20 protein-coding genes and 1 riboswitch are annotated in these 18,264 nt (G+C 33.8%); of the genes, 16 read left to right on the forward strand and 4 right to left on the reverse strand.

Annotated features, from left to right (window positions below; translation table 11 throughout):
- Nucleotides 1-6: 6 nt before the first annotated feature.
- Entirely contained in the window at nt 7-756 is a 750-nt protein-coding gene (locus tag DFR54_RS09360) for an SDR family NAD(P)-dependent oxidoreductase (RefSeq protein ID WP_114289991.1), read from the forward strand.
- A gap of 40 nt (nt 757-796) precedes the next feature.
- On the opposite strand, the gene srlE is transcribed toward DFR54_RS09360, so the two are convergent.
- Genes srlE through DFR54_RS09375 form a run of 3 tightly spaced genes read right to left on the reverse strand, consistent with a single transcriptional unit; the run spans nt 797 to nt 2,767 of the window.
- Nucleotides 797-1,813, reverse strand: coding sequence for a PTS glucitol/sorbitol transporter subunit IIB (srlE, locus tag DFR54_RS09365; RefSeq protein WP_114289992.1), 1,017 nt, complete (start codon nt 1,811-1,813; stop codon nt 797-799).
- Nucleotides 1,814-1,830: 17 nt separating this feature from the next.
- Nucleotides 1,831-2,358 (reverse strand): PTS glucitol/sorbitol transporter subunit IIC, encoded by a 528-nt coding sequence (gene srlA, locus DFR54_RS09370; protein WP_086342270.1) that lies wholly within the window; start codon nt 2,356-2,358, stop codon nt 1,831-1,833.
- A gap of 13 nt (nt 2,359-2,371) precedes the next feature.
- Nucleotides 2,372-2,767 (reverse strand): transcriptional regulator GutM, encoded by a 396-nt coding sequence (locus DFR54_RS09375; protein WP_170126951.1) that lies wholly within the window; start codon nt 2,765-2,767, stop codon nt 2,372-2,374.
- 279 nt (nt 2,768-3,046) lie between these two features.
- Here DFR54_RS09375 and DFR54_RS09380 point away from each other — a divergent pair, with 279 nt between their 5' ends.
- The 15 genes from DFR54_RS09380 (at nt 3,047) to thiD (ending at nt 16,760) form a co-directional block, all read left to right on the forward strand.
- Nucleotides 3,047-4,294: an NAD(P)H-dependent oxidoreductase gene (locus tag DFR54_RS09380; protein WP_114289994.1), complete on the forward strand. Its 1,248-nt coding sequence runs from the start codon at nt 3,047-3,049 to the stop codon at nt 4,292-4,294.
- Between the two features lie 18 nt (nt 4,295-4,312).
- Nucleotides 4,313-4,672, forward strand: coding sequence for a PTS glucitol/sorbitol transporter subunit IIA (locus tag DFR54_RS09385; RefSeq protein WP_114289995.1), 360 nt, complete (start codon nt 4,313-4,315; stop codon nt 4,670-4,672).
- Nucleotides 4,673-4,690: 18 nt separating this feature from the next.
- Entirely contained in the window at nt 4,691-5,641 is a 951-nt protein-coding gene (locus DFR54_RS09390; protein WP_114289996.1) for a sugar-binding transcriptional regulator, read from the forward strand.
- An 87-nt stretch (nt 5,642-5,728) separates the two neighbouring features.
- Nucleotides 5,729-6,652 (forward strand): thiamine pyrophosphate-dependent dehydrogenase E1 component subunit alpha, encoded by a 924-nt coding sequence (locus tag DFR54_RS09395; protein ID WP_114290050.1) that lies wholly within the window; start codon nt 5,729-5,731, stop codon nt 6,650-6,652.
- Nucleotides 6,653-6,665: 13 nt separating this feature from the next.
- On the forward strand, nt 6,666-7,652 hold the full coding sequence (locus DFR54_RS09400; RefSeq protein ID WP_086342275.1) for an alpha-ketoacid dehydrogenase subunit beta: 987 nt from the start codon (nt 6,666-6,668) through the stop codon (nt 7,650-7,652).
- Between the two features lie 3 nt (nt 7,653-7,655).
- The gene (locus DFR54_RS09405; RefSeq protein ID WP_114289997.1) at nt 7,656-8,876 is read left to right on the forward strand and encodes a dihydrolipoamide acetyltransferase family protein; all 1,221 of its coding nucleotides are present in this window, start codon (nt 7,656-7,658) and stop codon (nt 8,874-8,876) included.
- Nucleotides 8,877-8,889: 13 nt separating this feature from the next.
- Nucleotides 8,890-10,284, forward strand: coding sequence for a dihydrolipoyl dehydrogenase (lpdA, locus tag DFR54_RS09410; protein WP_114289998.1), 1,395 nt, complete (start codon nt 8,890-8,892; stop codon nt 10,282-10,284).
- Nucleotides 10,285-10,428: 144 nt separating this feature from the next.
- Nucleotides 10,429-10,518, forward strand: a riboswitch (TPP riboswitch).
- 162 nt (nt 10,519-10,680) lie between these two features.
- A complete protein-coding gene (locus tag DFR54_RS09415; protein WP_086342283.1) occupies nt 10,681-11,244 on the forward strand; it encodes an ECF transporter S component in 564 nt (187 codons plus the stop codon).
- Nucleotides 11,245-11,246: 2 nt separating this feature from the next.
- The gene (locus DFR54_RS09420; protein WP_114289999.1) at nt 11,247-12,641 is read left to right on the forward strand and encodes an ABC transporter ATP-binding protein; all 1,395 of its coding nucleotides are present in this window, start codon (nt 11,247-11,249) and stop codon (nt 12,639-12,641) included.
- Nucleotides 12,613-13,269 (forward strand): CbiQ family ECF transporter T component, encoded by a 657-nt coding sequence (locus tag DFR54_RS09425; protein ID WP_114290000.1) that lies wholly within the window; start codon nt 12,613-12,615, stop codon nt 13,267-13,269. Before DFR54_RS09420 ends, DFR54_RS09425 begins: the two co-directional genes overlap by 29 nt.
- Before the next feature lie 12 nt (nt 13,270-13,281).
- Nucleotides 13,282-13,968 carry a thiaminase II gene (gene tenA / locus DFR54_RS09430; RefSeq protein WP_114290001.1) on the forward strand — a complete coding sequence of 229 codons (687 nt, stop codon included), beginning with the start codon at nt 13,282-13,284 and terminating at the stop codon, nt 13,966-13,968.
- A complete protein-coding gene (thiW, locus tag DFR54_RS09435; protein ID WP_114290002.1) occupies nt 13,949-14,503 on the forward strand; it encodes an energy coupling factor transporter S component ThiW in 555 nt (184 codons plus the stop codon). Before tenA ends, thiW begins: the two co-directional genes overlap by 20 nt.
- Nucleotides 14,469-15,299: a hydroxyethylthiazole kinase gene (gene thiM / locus DFR54_RS09440; protein ID WP_114290003.1), complete on the forward strand. Its 831-nt coding sequence runs from the start codon at nt 14,469-14,471 to the stop codon at nt 15,297-15,299. The genes thiW and thiM overlap by 35 nt, the downstream gene beginning before the upstream one ends.
- Nucleotides 15,296-15,949 carry a thiamine phosphate synthase gene (thiE, locus tag DFR54_RS09445; RefSeq protein ID WP_114290004.1) on the forward strand — a complete coding sequence of 218 codons (654 nt, stop codon included), beginning with the start codon at nt 15,296-15,298 and terminating at the stop codon, nt 15,947-15,949. Before thiM ends, thiE begins: the two co-directional genes overlap by 4 nt.
- A complete protein-coding gene (gene thiD / locus DFR54_RS09450; protein WP_114290005.1) occupies nt 15,936-16,760 on the forward strand; it encodes a bifunctional hydroxymethylpyrimidine kinase/phosphomethylpyrimidine kinase in 825 nt (274 codons plus the stop codon). The genes thiE and thiD overlap by 14 nt, the downstream gene beginning before the upstream one ends.
- A 27-nt stretch (nt 16,761-16,787) precedes the next feature.
- On the opposite strand, the gene DFR54_RS09455 is transcribed toward thiD, so the two are convergent.
- Entirely contained in the window at nt 16,788-18,110 is a 1,323-nt protein-coding gene (locus DFR54_RS09455) for an APC family permease (protein ID WP_114290006.1), read from the reverse strand.
- Between the last annotated feature and the right edge of the window lie 154 nt (nt 18,111-18,264).

Here is an 18,264-nt window from a genome sequence, read left to right on the forward strand (position 1 = left end):
CAATCTATGACTAATAAAAAAGTAGTGGTCGTAACAGGAGGAGCTAAAGGAATTGGAAAAGCAATTGTAGAAAAATTCCTTACAGAAAATTATCGTGTCGCTATTTTAGACTACGATAGTCAAAGTGGTCAACAATTTTTAGAAGATCATCCTAACAACAAAGAAGATATATTATTTATAAAAACAGATATTTCAAATAATAACTCTGTAGAAAATGCTAAAAAAGAAGTTATTTCTCGTTTTAAAACAGTAGATGTTTTAGTCTTAAATGCAGCAATTAGTTTCAGAAAGAGTGTTTCTGAGATGACCATTGAAGAGTGGAAGAAAGTTATCGATATTAATTTAACCGGCTCATTTTTAACTGTGAAAAGCTTCTATGATGAATTAGAAAAACAAGATTCTCATAAAAGAAAACTTATTTTTATTACATCTGGATCTGGAATAACTGGGACTGGTGGAGGTGTTCATTACGCAGCTTCAAAATCCGGACAGCACGGATTAATGAGAGGGCTATCTAAAGAATTAGGGCCGATAGGAGTCAATGTTAATGCCGTAGCTCCTAGAGTTATTCAAACAGAGATGTTAGATGTGCTTTATCCAACGAAGGAGAAGAAAGAAGAGCTTATTAATAAAATACCAATAGGAAGAGTTGGTGAAAAGGAAGATATTGCTAATTTAACTTATTTCTTAGCTCAAGATGAAGCGTCTTATATCCACGGACAGATTATTTTAGCAGATGGAGGAAGAACTTATTAAAAATAAAAGAGCTTCTAAAATAGAAGCCCAATTGTTTTTATTATTTATATAAACCTAAGCTAAATACCCAAGCAATAAGTACTGAAAGAGGACCCGTAATCATTCTAGAAAAGAGAACAGCTGGTACTCCAATTTCAACTGTTTCAGGTTCGGCCTCGGCTAGAGTTAATCCGACAGGAACAAAGTCTGCCCCAGCTTGAGCATTGATTGCAAATAATGCAGGTAGTGCCATTGCTGGTGGGATAGAGCCTTTACCAATTTCAACACCAAGTAGTACCCCTACTACTTGAGCAATAACAGCACCTGGTCCTAATACAGGAGAAAGGATTGGGATTGAACAAATTAAGGCTAAAATTATCATTCCAAATACATTACCTGATAATGGTTTAACAGCAGTTGCGATGATATTACCGATTCCAGTGTAGTTAATTAGACCAACTAACATACTTACAAATGCCATGAAAGGTAAGATTGTTTTTAATGTAATATCAATTGTATCACGTCCAGCTTGATAGAATAAACCGACGACACCACCGATTGAACGTCCGAATTTAGTGATGAAAGCAGAGAATCCATTTGTTGATTTTTCGGAATTATTTTCTTTCATTTCTTTAACAGCACTTTTGGCTTCAGAAATCAATTCTTTATTTTGTTCTTTTTTGTTAAGTGTCTCAGTTGGAGTTGTATCTTCTCCAACAAGCTGAATATCATTTAATCCAACACCAGAAACAAAATTAGTTTCTTTAATAAATTTAGCTAATGGACCAGCAGGTGGAGTTGCATGTAAGTTAATAGTTAAGACTTCCATTTTTGGATAAACGCCACAACGTGCAGTTCCACCACAATCAATAACAACAGCAATCATTTCGCTAGGTTCTACTTTTTCTTTAAAACCATCCTTTGCTTCAGCACCTAAAAGGTCAGCTAATTTTTGTGCAACAGGATGAATACCACCACCAGTGACTGAGGCAACGTATTTTTTTGTTTCAGTTTTAGTAAGGGTAAGAGGGCCTCCCCAACCTTTACTACCTTTATTAACAATAACTTGATTTGTCATTTTTAGGCTCTCCTTTTCTATGCTTTAGTAGTATTGTTTTTCCACATGATTTTAGTGATTGTTTCAGTGATAATCCCGCGTAATAAGATAACAATCATACCTACAATAAAATATCTTACTGCAAGAGGCATAACTGATAAGCCAAGAGTTGTTAAACCAGAAGAAATACCAGTCCATACGAATAATTCCCCTGCATTGGCATGTGGGAAAAGACCTGTAATTGGGTGAACTAAAGATACAGCAGAGTCATAAAATGCGGGTTTTTGTTTTTCATCTAAGAAACGTCCAAATGAGTAACACATAGGGTTTGTTAAGAAGAATACAGCTAGAAGTGGAAAAATTGTGTATCTAAGAAAAATATTTTTCGTACACATTCTTGCAAATTTTGTAACACGATCTTCACCAATCATTGCGATAAGAGCGTTTACAAAAGTTAGTAAGACAATTAAAGTGGGTAGAATACCTGTTATTAAACCAACTAAGTTTTCCCCACCAGCGTTAAAAATACCAATAAAACCTTCAGCTAATTTTACTAAAAAATCCATAATATTCCCTCCATTATACTGTTAAATGAGATAGAGCTTGTTTACTACGTTCTTTGTTAATGAGTTCTAGAGCTTGTTTGAATGCGTTTTGTTCTTTTTTATTTTTAATAGGTAGTTCTGATGGTAAGTGGTTAATGAATTTTTCTTTATTTCTAAAGCGAGAAAAAGTGCTGATACCATTCATAATATAGTAATTTGATATTTTTCCATCTTCAGAAGTAGTGATAATTAAAATGATACCAGGACCTAAATTAAATTTAGATTTTGAAATTCCTACTCCAAGATGTCCATCAGTGTTTTTCTTGAGTTCATTCATTTTTTTAAAGTAGTGTCTTTGTTGCATAATTGATAAAAGAATTTGTAAAAGCCAGCAGGATACTAATAAAAAGATGATTCCCCAATACTCCAAAAGAATAACCTCCTTTCTAAAAAACCAATATTGTTTGAAGCGCTTTCTTAACTCGTATAATAAATAGTAAAAATTCAAATGTCAATCCAAAAATTAACAATTGATACTCTTTTTCACATATGTTCCTTTTGTGAAAAAAATATCTTTAAGCTTTGTGAAAGTTGTTAAATCAACGATTATTATTCACTAAAATCGTTGACAGCGCTTTCCTTTGTGTGTAAGGTTTAGGTGTATCATATGATTCGGGTAGTAACATTTGTAAATTAGGAGGAAATAGAAATGACAATTTTTAACGATTTAAAGATGAGAGAAAAAGAAGGCAATCCAATTAAAGTAGGAGTTATTGGTGCAGGACAAATGGGATTTGGAATGATTTCTCAAATTAGTAGCATTCCTGGAATGATTGTTGCAGGAATAAGTGATATTCATTTAGATAACGCTCAAAAAGCAAAAGATGCTTATCTTTATTCAAGTCAAATAAAAAATGATGTATTAATTTCTACTGATTTTAAAGAAATAATTAATTCTGATAAAGTTGAAATTATTGTTGATGCAACAGGAGTACCTGAAGTAGGAGCGCAAATTTCATTAGAAACATTATTGGCAAAAAAACATTTAGTGTTACTGAATGTTGAAGTAGATATTACTGTTGGACCTCTAATGAATCGTTTATTTAAATCAGCTAACTTAGTTTACACAGGTTCTGATGGTGATGAGCCGGCAGCAACAACTGAATTATATGAATTTGCTAAAACAATGGGAATGGAAGTTTTAGTTGCAGGTAAAGGAAAAAATAATAAATTAAGACCAGAGGCGAACCCAGATACTTGCCAAGCAGAAGCAGATTCAAAACATATGTCTTCACATATGCTAGCAGCTTTCCAAGATGGAACAAAAACAATGGCAGAGATGAATCTTTTATCTAATGCTATTGGATTTATACCAGATAAAGTGGGAATGCATGGGATTTCTGCTGGTTTAGATGATGTTGTAGAAAAATTAGCTACAAAAGAAGATGGTGGTATTTTAGATAAATATGGAGTTGTAGAGTATGTTGATGGATTAGCACCAGGTGTTTTCGTGATTGTTAAAGGTCAAAATGAAGGTGTTGTTCATGAGATGAATTACTTAATGAAATCCGGTAATCAAGACCACCATATTCTGTATAGACCTTATCATCTAGCAAGTCTAGAAACACCAATTACAATTGCTAAGGCTATTTTACATCAAGATTCTGCTATTGTTCCTATGGGAGCTCCGATTTCAGATACAGTCGCAGTTGCTAAAAAAGATATTAAAGCTGGAGAGAGAATTGATGGTATTGGTGGTTATTGTGTTCGAGGAGTTTTAGAAACACACGAAGATATGAGTTATAACGGGCACATTCCAATTGGTTTGATTTCTGGAGAAGTTGTTGCTAAAAGAGATATTACTAATGGAACGTTCTTAACTGAGGATGACGTCCAATTAGATGAATCAACAACAGTATGGCACTTAAGAAAACTACAAGATAAAACATTTAAATAATTTTTAGGGGGATGCGAAATGATTAAATCAACTATTTCTGAGATTGGTGAATTTTCATATTTTGAGGAGGAACCAATTGTTATCTTATTTAACGACTCTGCACCTGAGGGTTTGCGAGAAGTTTGTGTTATTCACGATTTTGAAAAAGAACCTGAAGGTGATCTTTTAAAAGTAGGAAGTAAAGTTATTTTTGGAGAAAAAGAATATGAGGTAGTTGAGATTGGTCATACTGCTAATACAAGTTTACAAGAATTAGGTCATGCATCGTTTTATTTTGATCTAGGTGAAGATCAAGAATTACTTCCAGGTTCAGTTGCGCTAGAACCGCATGTTTTACCAGAATTAAATGTTGGAGATCAAATTCAATTTGTTTATTAAATAAAAGGAGAGATAGTAATGGCTTATTCTGACGATATGAGATTACTTGTTGAAATTGCTCAAATGTATTATGAAGAAGGAGCAAAACAAGTTGATGTTGCAAAAAAATTCAATATAAGTCGCTCTTTAGTTTCAAAGTATTTAACTAAAGCAAGAGACTTGGGACTTGTTGAAATCATTATTCATGACGAACAACTTCATCCATACAATCAATTAGAAAATAGACTTAAAAATACCCTTAATTTGTCAGAAGTCATTATTATCTCATCTGTTGGGGAAACATTATTAAAGAAAAAATTAGGACATGCTACTGAAAAGTACTTAACTCGAATTTTAACAGAAAATTCAATTGTGGGAATTTCAGCAGGAACAACGGTAAAGGAAGTAGCAACATCTGTTACTGGAAAAATAAATATGCCTAATGTAACATTTGCTCCCATGGTAGGTGGTTTAGGAACAGATCATACAGATTTTCAAGCAAATGTAATCTGTGATATTTTTTCTAAACAATTTGGAGCTAAAAAAGTAGAACTTCATGTACCTGTTGTAGTAGATAGTATTGATGCCAAGAAAGTTTTTATGGAGCAAAGGTACATAAAAGAAAATTTTGAATTAGTAAAAAAGGCTGATATTGCATTAGTTGGTATTGGTGGAAAACCAGTATATTCAACAATGACTAAGTACTATTTTGACGAGGTAGACGAAGAAATTATTAATGATAATAGTGATGTTATTGGGGATATTTGTTATAACTTTATCGATAGTGAAGGAGAACTAAGTCATACGGAGTGGAATAAAAGAGCTTTAACAATCGACTTAGAAGATTTAAAAAAAATACCTAATGTAATCGCAATAACTGGCGGAAGTGACAAAGTAGAAGCAGTGATAGCTGCAAGTAAATCGGGTTTAATTAATACTTTGGTTACTGATGCTAATACAGCTAAACAAATATTAAAAGTTAATGATTAAGTATTTTGAGGAGGAAAAAAATTGAGTATTTCAATACCGAATAAAGCTAATTTAACAGATTCAGAATTAATAGATATTTATCATAGAATGTGGACAATTCGTTTCTTTGATGAAAAAGTAGATCAATTATTTGCTCAAGGAAAAATTCACGGTACAACCCATTTAGCGGTTGGACAAGAAGCAACAGCAGCTGGGAGTGGAGCTGTTTTACGTACAACAGACTGGATTACTGCGACACATAGGGGGCACGGGCAAACAATTGCTAAAGGAACAGATGTTAATGCTATGATGGCCGAACTATTTGGTAGAACAACAGGAACGAATAAAGGAAAAGGCGGTTCGATGCACATTGCCGATTTAGATACTGGAAATCTAGGTGCTAACGGAATTGTTGGTGGAGGATTCCCAATTGCTGTAGGAGCGGCTTTAACTTCTAAAATGAAAAATAACGATACTGTTGCGTTTGCTTATGCAGGAGATGGTTCAACAAATGAAGGAAGCTTCCATGAGTCATTAAATATGGCTTCGATTTGGGACTTACCAGTTATTTTCTTCATTGAAAATAACCAATACGGAATGAGTGGTTCTGTTGAAAAAATGACACGAGTTGATAAATTATCTGACCGTGCTGTTGCTTATGGGATTAAAGGAATTACAATTGACGGAAATGATTTAATTGACGTTATTAATACCACTCAAGATGCAGTTGAAAGAGCAAGAGCTGGAGAAGGTCCAACGCTAATTGAAGCTATCACTTATCGTTGGAAAGGTCATTCTAAATCAGATGCTAAAAAATACCGTACTAAAGAAGAAGAAGAAGAATGGCGTAAAGAAAGAGATCCTATCTTAAATACGAAAAAACGTTTTATCGAAGCTAGTATCTTCACAGAAGAAGATGCTGAGAGTATTCGATTACAAGCGAAACAGGAAATTGAAGATTCTGTTAAATTTGCAGAAGAAAGTCCTGTTGCTGGATTAGAAACATTATTTGAAAACGTGTATTCGGAATAGGAGGAGAAATTAAATGAGAGAAATTACTTACACTGAAGCAGTTAGAGAAGCAATGAGTGAAGCTATGAGAGAAAATCCAGATGTTTTCTTAATGGGAGAAGACATTGGTGTTTATGGTGGAGCATTTGGTGTTAGCCGTGGAATGGTAGAAGAATTTGGTGAAGAGAGAGTACGTTCTACACCTATTTCAGAATCAGCGATTGCAGGTGCCTCTGTTGGTGCGGCAATGACAGGTATGCGTCCTATTTTTGAAATTCAATTTTCAGACTTTGTAACTATTGCACTGGATCAAATTGTTAACCAAGCAGCTAAAATTCACTATATGTACGGTGGAAAAGCTCAAATTCCATTAGTTATGAGAACACCAGGTGGTTCAGGAACAGGTGCAGCAGCGCAACATTCTCAAAGTTTAGAAAACTGGACAGCACACATTCCAGGATTAAAAGTTGTTCAACCAGCAACAGCTTATGACGCTAAAGGGTTATTACATGCAGCAATTGAAGATAATAATCCAGTTATGTTTTATGAGCATAAATTATGTTATAGAACATCATCAGATGTGCCAGAAGGAAAATATGTGATTCCTTTAGGAGTAGCAGATATTAAACATGCTGGCGATGATATCACCATAGTAGCAACTGGCATCATGGTTCATAAAGCACTAGAAGCAGCTAAACAACTTGCAGAGTTAAATATTTCAGTTGAAGTTGTGGATCCAAGAACGCTAGTACCATTAGATAAACAAACTATTATTGACTCCGTTATTAAAACTGGAAAAGCAGTAGTTGTGACTGAATCAGTTAAACGTAGTGGCTTTAGCGCAGAGTTAGCAAGCGTTATCGTAGAAAATGAATCATTTGATTTTCTTGATGCACCGGTGATTCGCTTAGCTGGAAAAGAAGTCCCAATTCCTTACCAACCAGAGCTTGAAAAATTAGCCGTGCCACAAGTTGAAGATATTGTGGAAGCTTGTGTTGAGTTAATGAAAGGTAGGGAATAACATATGGCTCATGAAATTTTAATGCCTAAATTAAGCTCTACTATGGATGTTGGAACTATTACCGTATGGTTAAAAGAAGAGGGAGACCGTGTTGAAGTAGGCGAAGCAATATTTGAAGTTATGACTGATAAAATTGCTATAGAAGTTGAAGCCTATGAAGAGGGAATTCTACTGAAAAAATACATTGGTAATGACGGAAGTGCCCCTGTTAATTCAGTAATTGGTTATATTGGAGAAGCAGGTGAAGAAGTTCCGGCTACTATGCCAGGATTAGAGACATCTGAAGAGGTAATAGAAGAAGTAGTAGTAGAAGTTAAAGAGATTGCTACAAAAGTAGAAGAAAGTTCTGTTAAAACAGATAAAGTCCGTGCCACTCCTGCAGCTAGAAGATTAGCTCGTTTAAATAACGTAGATTTATGTAACGTTAAAGGTAGTGGACCAAGAAATAGAGTACAAGCTCAAGATATCTTAAGTTATCAACCAGCAGTTACTGGTTCAGCTGTTACAACAGTAGCAGATGATGAGTTTGAGTTAATTCCTTGGACTCCTATGAGAAAAATTATTTCAGAAAATATGGTTCAAAGTAAACGTGAGGTACCTCATGTTGTGATGACAGCAGAAGTTGATATGACTAAAGTTGTCTCACTTAGAAAAGACTTAATCTCACTTGTTGAAGAAGAAACAAATGAAAGATTATCGTATTTAGAAATTATTACTAAGGCGACAACTCGTGTACTGAAAAAATATCCTATCTTTAACTCACGTTCTTCAGAAGAGGGAATTTATCAATACAAACATGTAAACATGGGAATTGCAGTTGCTCTTGAAGATGGATTAATTGTTCCAGTTGTAAAGAATGCAGATAAAAAAGGCTTAGCTGAATTGACAACAGATATTAAAGAATTAACAAGAAAAGCTAGAAATAGTCAATTAACAAAAGATGAGATGACTGGTGCAACATTTACAATTAGTTCATTAGGTAAATCTAAAGTGAAACATTTTACACCAATTATTAATTACCCAGAAGCAGCTATATTAGGTATTGGTGGAATGTATGAAAAACAAGAAATTATAACAGAAAACGGTGAAGTTAAAGTAATTAATAAACCAGTAGTGGAATTAAGTTTATCATTTGATCACCGAGTTGTTGACGGGGCTCCGGCGTCTAATTTCTTATCAGATTTAGTTACAATTTTAGAAGAACCAATGAGTTTATTGCTGTAAGGGAGAATTAGTTATGACAGAAAAAACTGATGTAGTTGTTATAGGAGCTGGTCCTGGAGGTTATGTTGCTGCGATTAGAGCGGCGCAATTAGGAAAAAAAGTAACCATTATTGAGGCTGAAAATATTGGGGGTGTCTGTCTAAACGTAGGTTGTATTCCTTCAAAAGCTCTAATAAGTGCAGGCCATAGATATCAAGAATCTCTTGGTTCTACTTTTATGGGAATTGGTAACAAAGAAACAACATTAGATTTTAAGCAACTTCAAAAATGGAAAGACCAGACAGTTGTTAATACATTAACTTCTGGAATAGAGATGTTACTTAAAAAAAATAAAGTAACAATTGTTCGTGGTTTCGCTGAGTTTGAAAGTAAGAATATGCTGAAAATTACTAATAAGGATAAAAAAATAAATCAGTTAACTTTTAGTGATGCGATAGTAGCAACAGGAAGTCGTCCAATTGAAATACCAGGTTTTGAATTTTCAAAACGTATTATAGATTCTACTGGTGGTTTGAATTTAGCGGAACTACCTGAAAAATTATCGATTATTGGTGGAGGATACATTGGTTGTGAGTTAGCAGGTGCTTATGCAAATCTTGGGGCTAAGGTAACGTTAATCGAGGGAGCAGAGCGTATATTACCTAACTTTGAATCGGATATTTCCAAAATAGTTTCTGATTCATTAGTAAAAAAAGGTGTTCAAATTATTACATCTGCTAAAGCTAAAAAATCAGAAGAATCAGCAACAAGTGTTACAACTACAATTGAAACTGCTAAAGGTGACTTAGTTGATCATGCTGATTATTTGATGGTAACAGTGGGTAGAAGACCTAATACAGAGAAACTAAATCTAGAAAAAATAGGTGTGAAACTTGAAAAGAATGGTTTAATTCAGGTTAATAATAAATATCAATCCTCTGTAAGTAATGTTTATGCCATTGGAGATGTAGTAGCTGGTTTAGCTTTAGCTCATAAAGCGAGTTATGATGCTAAAATTGCGGCTGGTGTCATTGCAGGAGAGAATATTATTAAAGATTATCGCTGTATCCCATCTATTTGTTTTACGGATCCAGAAGTCTCTATGGTTGGTTTATCTGAACAAGAAGCAAAAGCGGAGAAACTTAATGTCAGTGTTAGTCAATTTCCATTACAGGCAAATGGACGGGCGATAACGTTAAATCAAACAAGTGGTTTTGTTAGATTAGTTTATTTAAGTGATACAAAAGAATTAGTTGGAGCCCAGATTGTAGGAGCAAATGCAAGTGACTTAATTACTGAGTTAACAATGGCAATTGAAAACTATTTAACTCTTGAAGATATTTCATTAATTATTCATGGACATCCAACACTCTCAGAAGCAGTTATGGATACTGCTGAAATCGGAATGGGATTACCAATTCATTTTTAATTAACGTTATTTGTAAAAAATTAAACTAATAAGCTAATATTATCGTGTGTTTGAAGCCTTTAGCAAAATAAATAAATTATTATTAAATAGAAATGGCTAGTTTCACAAATGAAAGCGTGTTATACTCTAGCCATAACTTAATATTAGAAACATTTGGGGTGCGTAAAAGCTGAGATAATACCCATTGAATCTGCTCCAGTTAGTACTGGCGAAGAGAAATGTATTCAATGAACGTTGAACAATAGTTGTTTAACCTATCTAATTAATTCTGTCTTTATACCCCTGCCAATTTTTTGGTGGGGATTTTTTATTGGCAAAATATTAGTAGGGTGAAATCTACTTGTGTGATACCTTCTTTTGTTTCTTAATTAGGGAAATAAAAGGGGGTATTTTTTTATGAGTTCAAAATGGACTGTACAAGATGTTGTATTATTAGCGTTTCTTGCGTTTTTATTTGGTGGTGTTTTTATGGGAGCAGGTCTTTTATATGCCATTTTATCAGCAGCATTAACACCATTAGGGTTGGCACCATTTGCTAATGAAATTTTATTTGGCATGTGGACTATGGCTGCACCAATGGCGGGGATGTTGATTCCTAAAAAGGGAAGTTCAACTTTAGGTGAAGTTTTAGCAGCTTTAGCGGAAATGCTTTATGGTTCTTACTTTGGTCCTGGTGTTTTAGTTTCAGGATTTATTCAAGGGTTAGGAACTGAGTTAGGCTTTATTGCTACTAAATACAAACGTTTTGATACAGTGGCGTTAATATATGGTGCTATTGGTACATCTGTTTTAAGTTTTGGGTATGAGTTTTTTAAATTTGGTTACGGTACTTTTGGTATTGGAATGATTTTGAGTTTATTTGTGGTTCGTTTGTTATCGGTTTTATTCTTTGGTGTTGTCATGGTTTCCTTAATTATGAAGAGTTACAACCGCGTACAACAATTAGCTGGAGCTAGATAAAGATGAAAGTAGAATTAGATAATCTATCCTTTAAAAGAGGAGAACAATATATTTTTAAACATCTCAATTACGGATTTCATCCTGGAACATTCAATATTTTAAGAGGCGATAGTGGAAGCGGCAAATCGACTTTACTTCGAGTTATTGCAGGATTTGCAAACCTAGAATTTGATGGACAAGTATTGATAGATGGCATAAGTCAGCATTCCTTACCTATCTCTCAAAGAGCAAGCAAGGTTGGCATGGTGTTTCAAAATCCAAATCAACAATTTACTATGAGAACACTACGTCGTGAAATTACCTTTGCTTTAGAAAACTTAGGTCTTAATTATGACCAAATTCAAGAACGCCTAAAACAAGCAACTTACTTAAGTAAAACTGAGCGTTTTTTAGATCAAGATTTAGTCAGCCTGTCTGGTGGAGAGAAACAACGAGCTTCGATTACAGTTTTGCTAGCAATGGATGCACCAATTTTATTATTAGATGAACCTTTTGCTAGTATCGATGAAAACTCTAGGTATGAGCTGATAAAACTATTAGCTGAGTTACGAGATTTAGGTAAAACCATCATCCTTTGTGACCATGATTTATCAGGTTATGAACATATGGTAGATCAGGTAGTGACACTATCTAACAACGAATTAAGTCAGGAAAATTTATCGATTTTAAGTAATAAGCCAACCATCACTTTATCTAAATCAAAAACTAATCAAACAGGGTTACTTCAGTTAGAAAAACTTTCCTATAGCCAAGGGAAAAGAACATTACTTTCCCCAACGAACTATACATTTAATAAAGGGATTACAACGATTACAGGAGACAATGGTGTTGGAAAATCAACTTTACTAAGCGCTATTGTTCAGCAACAAAAGTATCAAGGGAATATGTTTTTATCAGGCACCAAAATTAAAAAAAGAAAATCCTTATATCAAGAAGTGACTCTAGCTGTGCAAGATGCCACACATCAATTTGTACAACTAACGCCAAAAGAGGAATTAGCTTTTAATATTCAATTAAACGAAGAACAACAGAAAAAACAAATGGCAGTTTTAGAAGAGTTAGGCTTAATAGATAAACTTGAAGGCAGTTTATTCCACTTAAGTGAAGGTCAGAAAAAGATGATTCAGCTTACTACTATGCTAACTTTAGAGCGGAAATTATTACTACTAGATGAACCATTTACTGGATTAGACGAAAAAGCCTGTCGAATTTTTATGGATTGGATGCTTGAAAAATCAAAAGAACAAAGCTTCATTATTGTTTCTCATAGACTAGCACCTTTATCAGGTCACAGTGATTATCATGTATCTCTTAAAAATAAACAACTAAATTTTGTAGGTGAAACCAGTCAAAGAGAGGGTGAAAAACGTGAATACAGTCAAAACCAATACGCTTAATTTAACTTTTATACTCATGTTTTTTACTTTGGAAATTTCATTTACAAAATCACTTGAATTAAATATTTTTATTGTGTTACTCAGTATCATATTTTTACTCTATAAAAAAAGTTGGTATGGATTAATTGGATTATTTTTATTGCCCTTAATCCCAGCTTTATCGACTTATTGGTCTGTAATGGTTCATGGCTCTGGAAGCAGTGATGCGTGGCTACTTTTTAGTCGAACTTTTGCTTTTGCTGCTTTAGGGATGATGTTTGCTTTTGGTATTGATTTAGAAGAATTGTTGCTAATTTTAGAACAGAAAAAAGTGCCACAAAGTTTCATTTACGGAATTTTAGTTGTGTTACATGCGATTCCAGATATTAAAAGAGAAATCATAGGCCTTAAAAATGCTAGCTTACTGCGAGGCAAAAAGATGTCAGCTTTTTCACCATTTCTATATTTGAAAACAATTTTTATTGCTTTTAACTGGCGAGATCAATATACAGAGGCCATGATTTCAAGAGGTTTTGATGATCAAGGGAAAAGACAAGCCTCTCTTGATTTTCAAACACCTAAACTTTATTTATTAGCATCAGCATCATTAATTATATTAGGAAATAGTTTACTATTTATATCATTTTAGGAGGAAAAATAGATGTTTACAAAAAAAGCTAGAGCGTTAACGATTCCACATTGGGAAGGGAGTTTCTCTCATCCGTTTATTAAAGAACTTCAAGATGGTTCATTAGGAGCAGAGGAATTTCGTTATTACCTGATTCAAGATAGATATTACTTAGAACATTTTAGTCGTATCCATTTATTAATTGCAGAACAAATGAAAGACAAAGAAGTAAAAGAGATGTTACTAACAGGTGCAAAGCATTTAGCAGAAGGAGAAATTTCAATTCGTGAAGGATTTTTTAAAGAGTTAAATATAACAGATGAAGAAATTGCCTCTACACCTATTGCACCAACTGCTTATAACTATGTTTCTCATATGTATCGCCAATTATTAGATGGCTCACTGAAAAGTGCCGTTGCAGGACTACTACCTTGTGCGTGGTTATATCAAGAAATTGGTGTTGAATTAATTAAAACAGGTTCACCAACTTCACTGTACCAACGCTGGATTGAAACTTATTCAGGAGAAGAGGCAGCCAAAGATGTTGCCCATCAATGTACCTTGATTAATCGATTGTATGAGTCAGCAGATGAAAAAGAAAAACAGCAAATGATTGATGCTTTTGTTATCAGCTCTCGCATGGAATATTTATTTTGGGATATGTCATATACCCTTCAAAAATGGCCGGAAGGTGATGTAAATGCCACAAGCAAATACTAAACTTCAAAAATTAATAATTTTATCTCTAATGATTGCTCTAGACGTTGTGTTGTCCCCACTTTTTAGAATTGAGGGAATGGCACCGATGTCTAGTGTAATGAATGTGATTGGTGTTGCTTTAATGGGGCCAATATATGGAACTGCAATGGCACTTATTTGCGGTATTCTAAGAATGTTGTTATTAGGTGTGCCTCCACTTGCTTTAACAGGTGCTGTTTTTGGTGCTTTCTTAGCTGGAATTGGCTATAAATATACAAAAAGTATCTACGGAGCTATGGTAGGTGAAATAATTGGGACAGGTTTAATCGGCTCTTTACTATCATATCCAATTATGGTCTGGTTTACAGGTAGTGCTCAAGGAATGTATTGGTTTATTTATACGCCAAGATTTTTTGGCGGTGCCATTTCAGGTTCATTAATTGGTTTTTTAGTCTATCAAAAACTAAAAACAGTCCCAAAGTTTATTCAACTTCAAGCTTACTTTAAAGGAGAAATGTTACATGGAACCCTTATTTCTAAAGAAAAGAACAGATAAATTTTTTAAACAGTCTCCATTGATACATTGTGTGACAAATGAAATCACCTGTGAAAGTATGGCAAATGCACTACTTTATGTTAATAGTAAGCCCATTATGGCAGATGATCCTAGAGAATTTGATGAACTATTCCAGCAAACAAATAGTTTATTACTTAACTTAGGTCATCTTTCTCCTGAAAGAGAAAAGCAACTAATCATTTCTAGTGAGTATGCAAAAAGATTCAAAACGCCAACTGTTATTGATGTAGTAGGAGTTTCAGCATCTAGTTTAAGAAAAAAATTAGCCTTAGCCTTAATGACGAATGAACCGCAAGTCGTTAAAGGAAACACCTCTGAGATGAAAAAATTGGTTGATTTAGAAAGTCATGGTCGTGGTGTCGATGGTCATGCTTCTGATCAAAATCAAGCTTCTTTAGAAAAACTCTCAGAAAAATTGAAAGAGTATACATCAAAATATCCAGAAACTTGCTTTTTAGCAACTGGCGAGACTGATGTGATTGTCACAAAAGAAGCAACTTACTTTTTGAAAAATGGCGTTCCTGAACTAGATAAAATTACAGGGACAGGAGACATGGTAGGAGCATTAATTGCTTCTTTATTAGGGCAAGGTGAAACTGTAGAAACTAGTCTTGTAATAGCTGTGTCTTATTTTAACCTTTGCGGAGAAAAAGCAGCACAACAGGTGAGTCAACCAATACCGATGTCTGATTTTAGAAATCAGTTAATGAATCAGCTTTCTACTCTTTTAGAGGAAGGAAAATGGTGGAAAGACATTAAAGGAGAAATAAAATGATAGAAGAAGCATTAACCTTATATTTAGTAACGAATAGTGATGGCATGAGCGAGGATAAATTTCTAGAAACTATTATTGAAGCTTGTGAAGGTGGTATTACCATGCTTCAACTAAGAGAAAAAAATGCCTCAACGAGAGATTTTTATGAACTAGCTGTAAAGGTTAAAGAGATAACAGACAGATACAATGTGCCCTTAATTATTAATGACCGAGTTGATATTTGTTTAGCAGTTGATGCAGACGGTGTTCACATTGGAGATGATGAGTTGCCAATTACTAAAACAAGAGAATTGATTGGGCCAGATAAAATATTAGGAGTCTCAGCCAAAACAGTTACAAGAGGTATTGAGGCAAAATTTGATGGAGCTGATTATTTAGGTGTCGGAGCTATTTATCCAACAACTACTAAAGTTCAAACACATTTAACCTCAATGGAAACTTTAACTAAAATTATATCTGAAAGTAAGTTACCGACTGTAGCAATAGGTGGAATTAAGGAAGATAATATTTTATCGTTTAACAACACACCAATTTCTGGCGTTTCAATTGTTAGTGATATTATGCAAGCTGATAATGTTCCATTAAAAGTATCAAAATTAAGAGAATTAGTAGAAGAAGTCAAAGGAGCAAATTCATATGACAGTAAATAGTACCCCTCAAGTTGTAACAATTGCAGGAACAGATTCAGGAGGTGGGGCAGGGGTTCAAGCAGATTTAAAAACCTTTCATAATAGAAATGCATTTGGTATGAGTATTGTTGTTGCATTAACAGCTCAAAATACATTAGGCGTTCAAAATGCATTTCCTGTACCAGTTGAATTTGTAACTGATCAGTTTAATTCTTTAGCAGCAGATTTTAACATCAAAGCAGCAAAAACAGGAATGCTTGCTGATGAGGAGCATGTTAAATGTGTGGTTGAGAACTTAAAAAAAGTTGATTTTGGTCCACTTGTTGTAGATCCTGTAATGATAGCAAAAGGTGGTCATGCCTTATTAAGTGAAGATGCCATTGATACAATTAAAAATGACTTATTACCATTAGCTTTTATTGTGACTCCTAACTTACCTGAAACAGAAGTTATAGTTGGTTATCCTGTTGAAACGGAAAGCGATATGATGAGAGCGGCAGTTGATTTAAAAGAGATGGGTGTCAAACATGTGATTGTAAAAGGAGGACATCTTGAGAATAAACTAGCGCGTGATTATGTATTACTTGATTCAGGAGAAAGTTTTTGGTTATCAAGCTCTAGAATTAATACTATTAAAACCCATGGAACAGGAGATACATTCTCATCCTGTATTGCAGCTGAGCTTGCTAAGGGAACAGAAGTTAAAGAAGCTATTATTATTGGAAAAAAATTTATTCAAGGAGCCATTAAAGAAGAATTATTTGTAGGCCACGGGCATGGACCGACAAATCATTGGGCAGAACTTGATGAAAGTATTGAAATTAGCTATTAAAAGTCAAATAGAAAACCAGTGAAATCACTATTCACTGGTTTTTTTGTTATTAGAAATATAGTAAACAGGAATACCGCAAAGAGTAATAAAAATACCTGTTAACGCTAGATAAGTTTGGGTTATTAAAGTTGTTCCTAAAATAAAAATGCCACCTAAAACAGCGATTATAGGAATAACTGGATATAAAGGAACTTTGTAAGGACGTTTTAAATTAGGTTCTCTTTTTCTTAGGATAAAAACAGCAACAAAAATTAATACGCTGAATAACCAAATAACAAAAATTAACATATCAGTTAATAAATCAAAACTACCTAAAAGCATCATAAAAATAGCAATTAACAATTGAAAGATAGCAGCGACATAAGGAACTTTTGTTTTAGTAGATAATTTTTTTAGATACTTACTTCCGATAATCAGATCTTCTTGAGCTAAAGCATAAGGAACTCGAATACCAGACATTGTGTAGCCGTTAAGAGCTCCGTAAACTGAAAGTAAAATACCAATCGTGACTAGTTTTCCACCAAAGTGTCCAAATAGAACTGTTGCACTGTTAGAAGCTGCAGTTAAATTTCCTTGAATGGCACTAAAGGGAAGAGTTTTAAGAAAAACAAAATTGATTAATAGATAGACTAATGTAATAAAAAGTAAACCAGAAACAATGGCTTTAGGTAAATCTTTTTCAGGATTTTTCATTTCACCTGCAATTGCCCCAACACCTAACCAACCATCAAAAGCAAAAAGAGTAGCAAATAATGCCATACTTAATTGAGAAATAAACTGATTACTCTCTACTTGGTTTGAAAAAAGATTAACAGTTTCTCCGTTTTTAGTAAACAATCCTACTATAATAATTAAAGAAATTGGAATAAGTTTTAAAACCAGTGAAATAGATTGAAACTGAGAAGCTGTTTTAGAACCGAGTAAATTAATGAAAGTTACTGAAACCCCAGCAATAATAGCAATTGGTATAAGATAAGTTGTTTTTAGACCAAGTAGGTAAATAAGTTGTGTACTAAAAATAATAGAAAGAGCAGCGATATTAGCAGGGAAATAAATAATCATTTGCGCCCAACCTAATAAAAAGCCCCAAAATTTTCCGTAAGTATATTCAATATATTTAACTGCGCCACCTGTCTTAGGAATAGCAGTTGCTAACTCTGCACTGGTTAGACCGGCACAAATGGTTAAAAAACCTCCTAGAGCCCAGGCTAGCATTGTCATACTAGGAGAACCAGCAGCTTTAGTGACACTTGCAACTTTAAAAAATACACCTGCTCCAATAACAGTTCCCATAACTGTTGAAAAAGCACCAAATAAAGTTATTTCTCTTTTTAATTGATTATCTCCCATATATATAACAACCCCAATTTTATAAGTATTTTTACAAGTATAATTCTTTGGAAATGAAAAAGCAATTTTCAGAAACAAAATAAATGATTTATTCGTTAATGATAATCATTCTTATTTAGTAGTTATTACTATTAAATAGGAATAAGCGGTGTTA

The organism is Vagococcus fluvialis, from assembly GCF_003337315.1.
GTDB lineage: Bacteria > Bacillota > Bacilli > Lactobacillales > Vagococcaceae > Vagococcus > Vagococcus fluvialis.

Coding starts and splice junctions, on each gene's coding strand:
- DFR54_RS09360 (WP_114289991.1), top strand. CDS start 7: ATGACTAATAAAAAAGTAGTGGTCGTAACAGGAGGAGCTAAAGGAATT.
- srlE (WP_114289992.1), bottom strand. CDS start 1,813: ATGACAAATCAAGTTATTGTTAATAAAGGTAGTAAAGGTTGGGGAGGC.
- srlA (WP_086342270.1), bottom strand. CDS start 2,358: ATGGATTTTTTAGTAAAATTAGCTGAAGGTTTTATTGGTATTTTTAAC.
- DFR54_RS09380 (WP_114289994.1), top strand. CDS start 3,047: ATGACAATTTTTAACGATTTAAAGATGAGAGAAAAAGAAGGCAATCCA.
- DFR54_RS09385 (WP_114289995.1), top strand. CDS start 4,313: ATGATTAAATCAACTATTTCTGAGATTGGTGAATTTTCATATTTTGAG.
- DFR54_RS09390 (WP_114289996.1), top strand. CDS start 4,691: ATGGCTTATTCTGACGATATGAGATTACTTGTTGAAATTGCTCAAATG.
- DFR54_RS09395 (WP_114290050.1), top strand. CDS start 5,729: ATGTGGACAATTCGTTTCTTTGATGAAAAAGTAGATCAATTATTTGCT.
- DFR54_RS09400 (WP_086342275.1), top strand. CDS start 6,666: ATGAGAGAAATTACTTACACTGAAGCAGTTAGAGAAGCAATGAGTGAA.
- DFR54_RS09405 (WP_114289997.1), top strand. CDS start 7,656: ATGGCTCATGAAATTTTAATGCCTAAATTAAGCTCTACTATGGATGTT.
- lpdA (WP_114289998.1), top strand. CDS start 8,890: ATGACAGAAAAAACTGATGTAGTTGTTATAGGAGCTGGTCCTGGAGGT.
- DFR54_RS09415 (WP_086342283.1), top strand. CDS start 10,681: ATGAGTTCAAAATGGACTGTACAAGATGTTGTATTATTAGCGTTTCTT.
- DFR54_RS09420 (WP_114289999.1), top strand. CDS start 11,247: ATGAAAGTAGAATTAGATAATCTATCCTTTAAAAGAGGAGAACAATAT.
- tenA (WP_114290001.1), top strand. CDS start 13,282: ATGTTTACAAAAAAAGCTAGAGCGTTAACGATTCCACATTGGGAAGGG.
- thiW (WP_114290002.1), top strand. CDS start 13,949: ATGCCACAAGCAAATACTAAACTTCAAAAATTAATAATTTTATCTCTA.
- thiM (WP_114290003.1), top strand. CDS start 14,469: ATGGAACCCTTATTTCTAAAGAAAAGAACAGATAAATTTTTTAAACAG.
- thiE (WP_114290004.1), top strand. CDS start 15,296: ATGATAGAAGAAGCATTAACCTTATATTTAGTAACGAATAGTGATGGC.
- thiD (WP_114290005.1), top strand. CDS start 15,936: ATGACAGTAAATAGTACCCCTCAAGTTGTAACAATTGCAGGAACAGAT.
- DFR54_RS09455 (WP_114290006.1), bottom strand. CDS start 18,110: ATGGGAGATAATCAATTAAAAAGAGAAATAACTTTATTTGGTGCTTTT.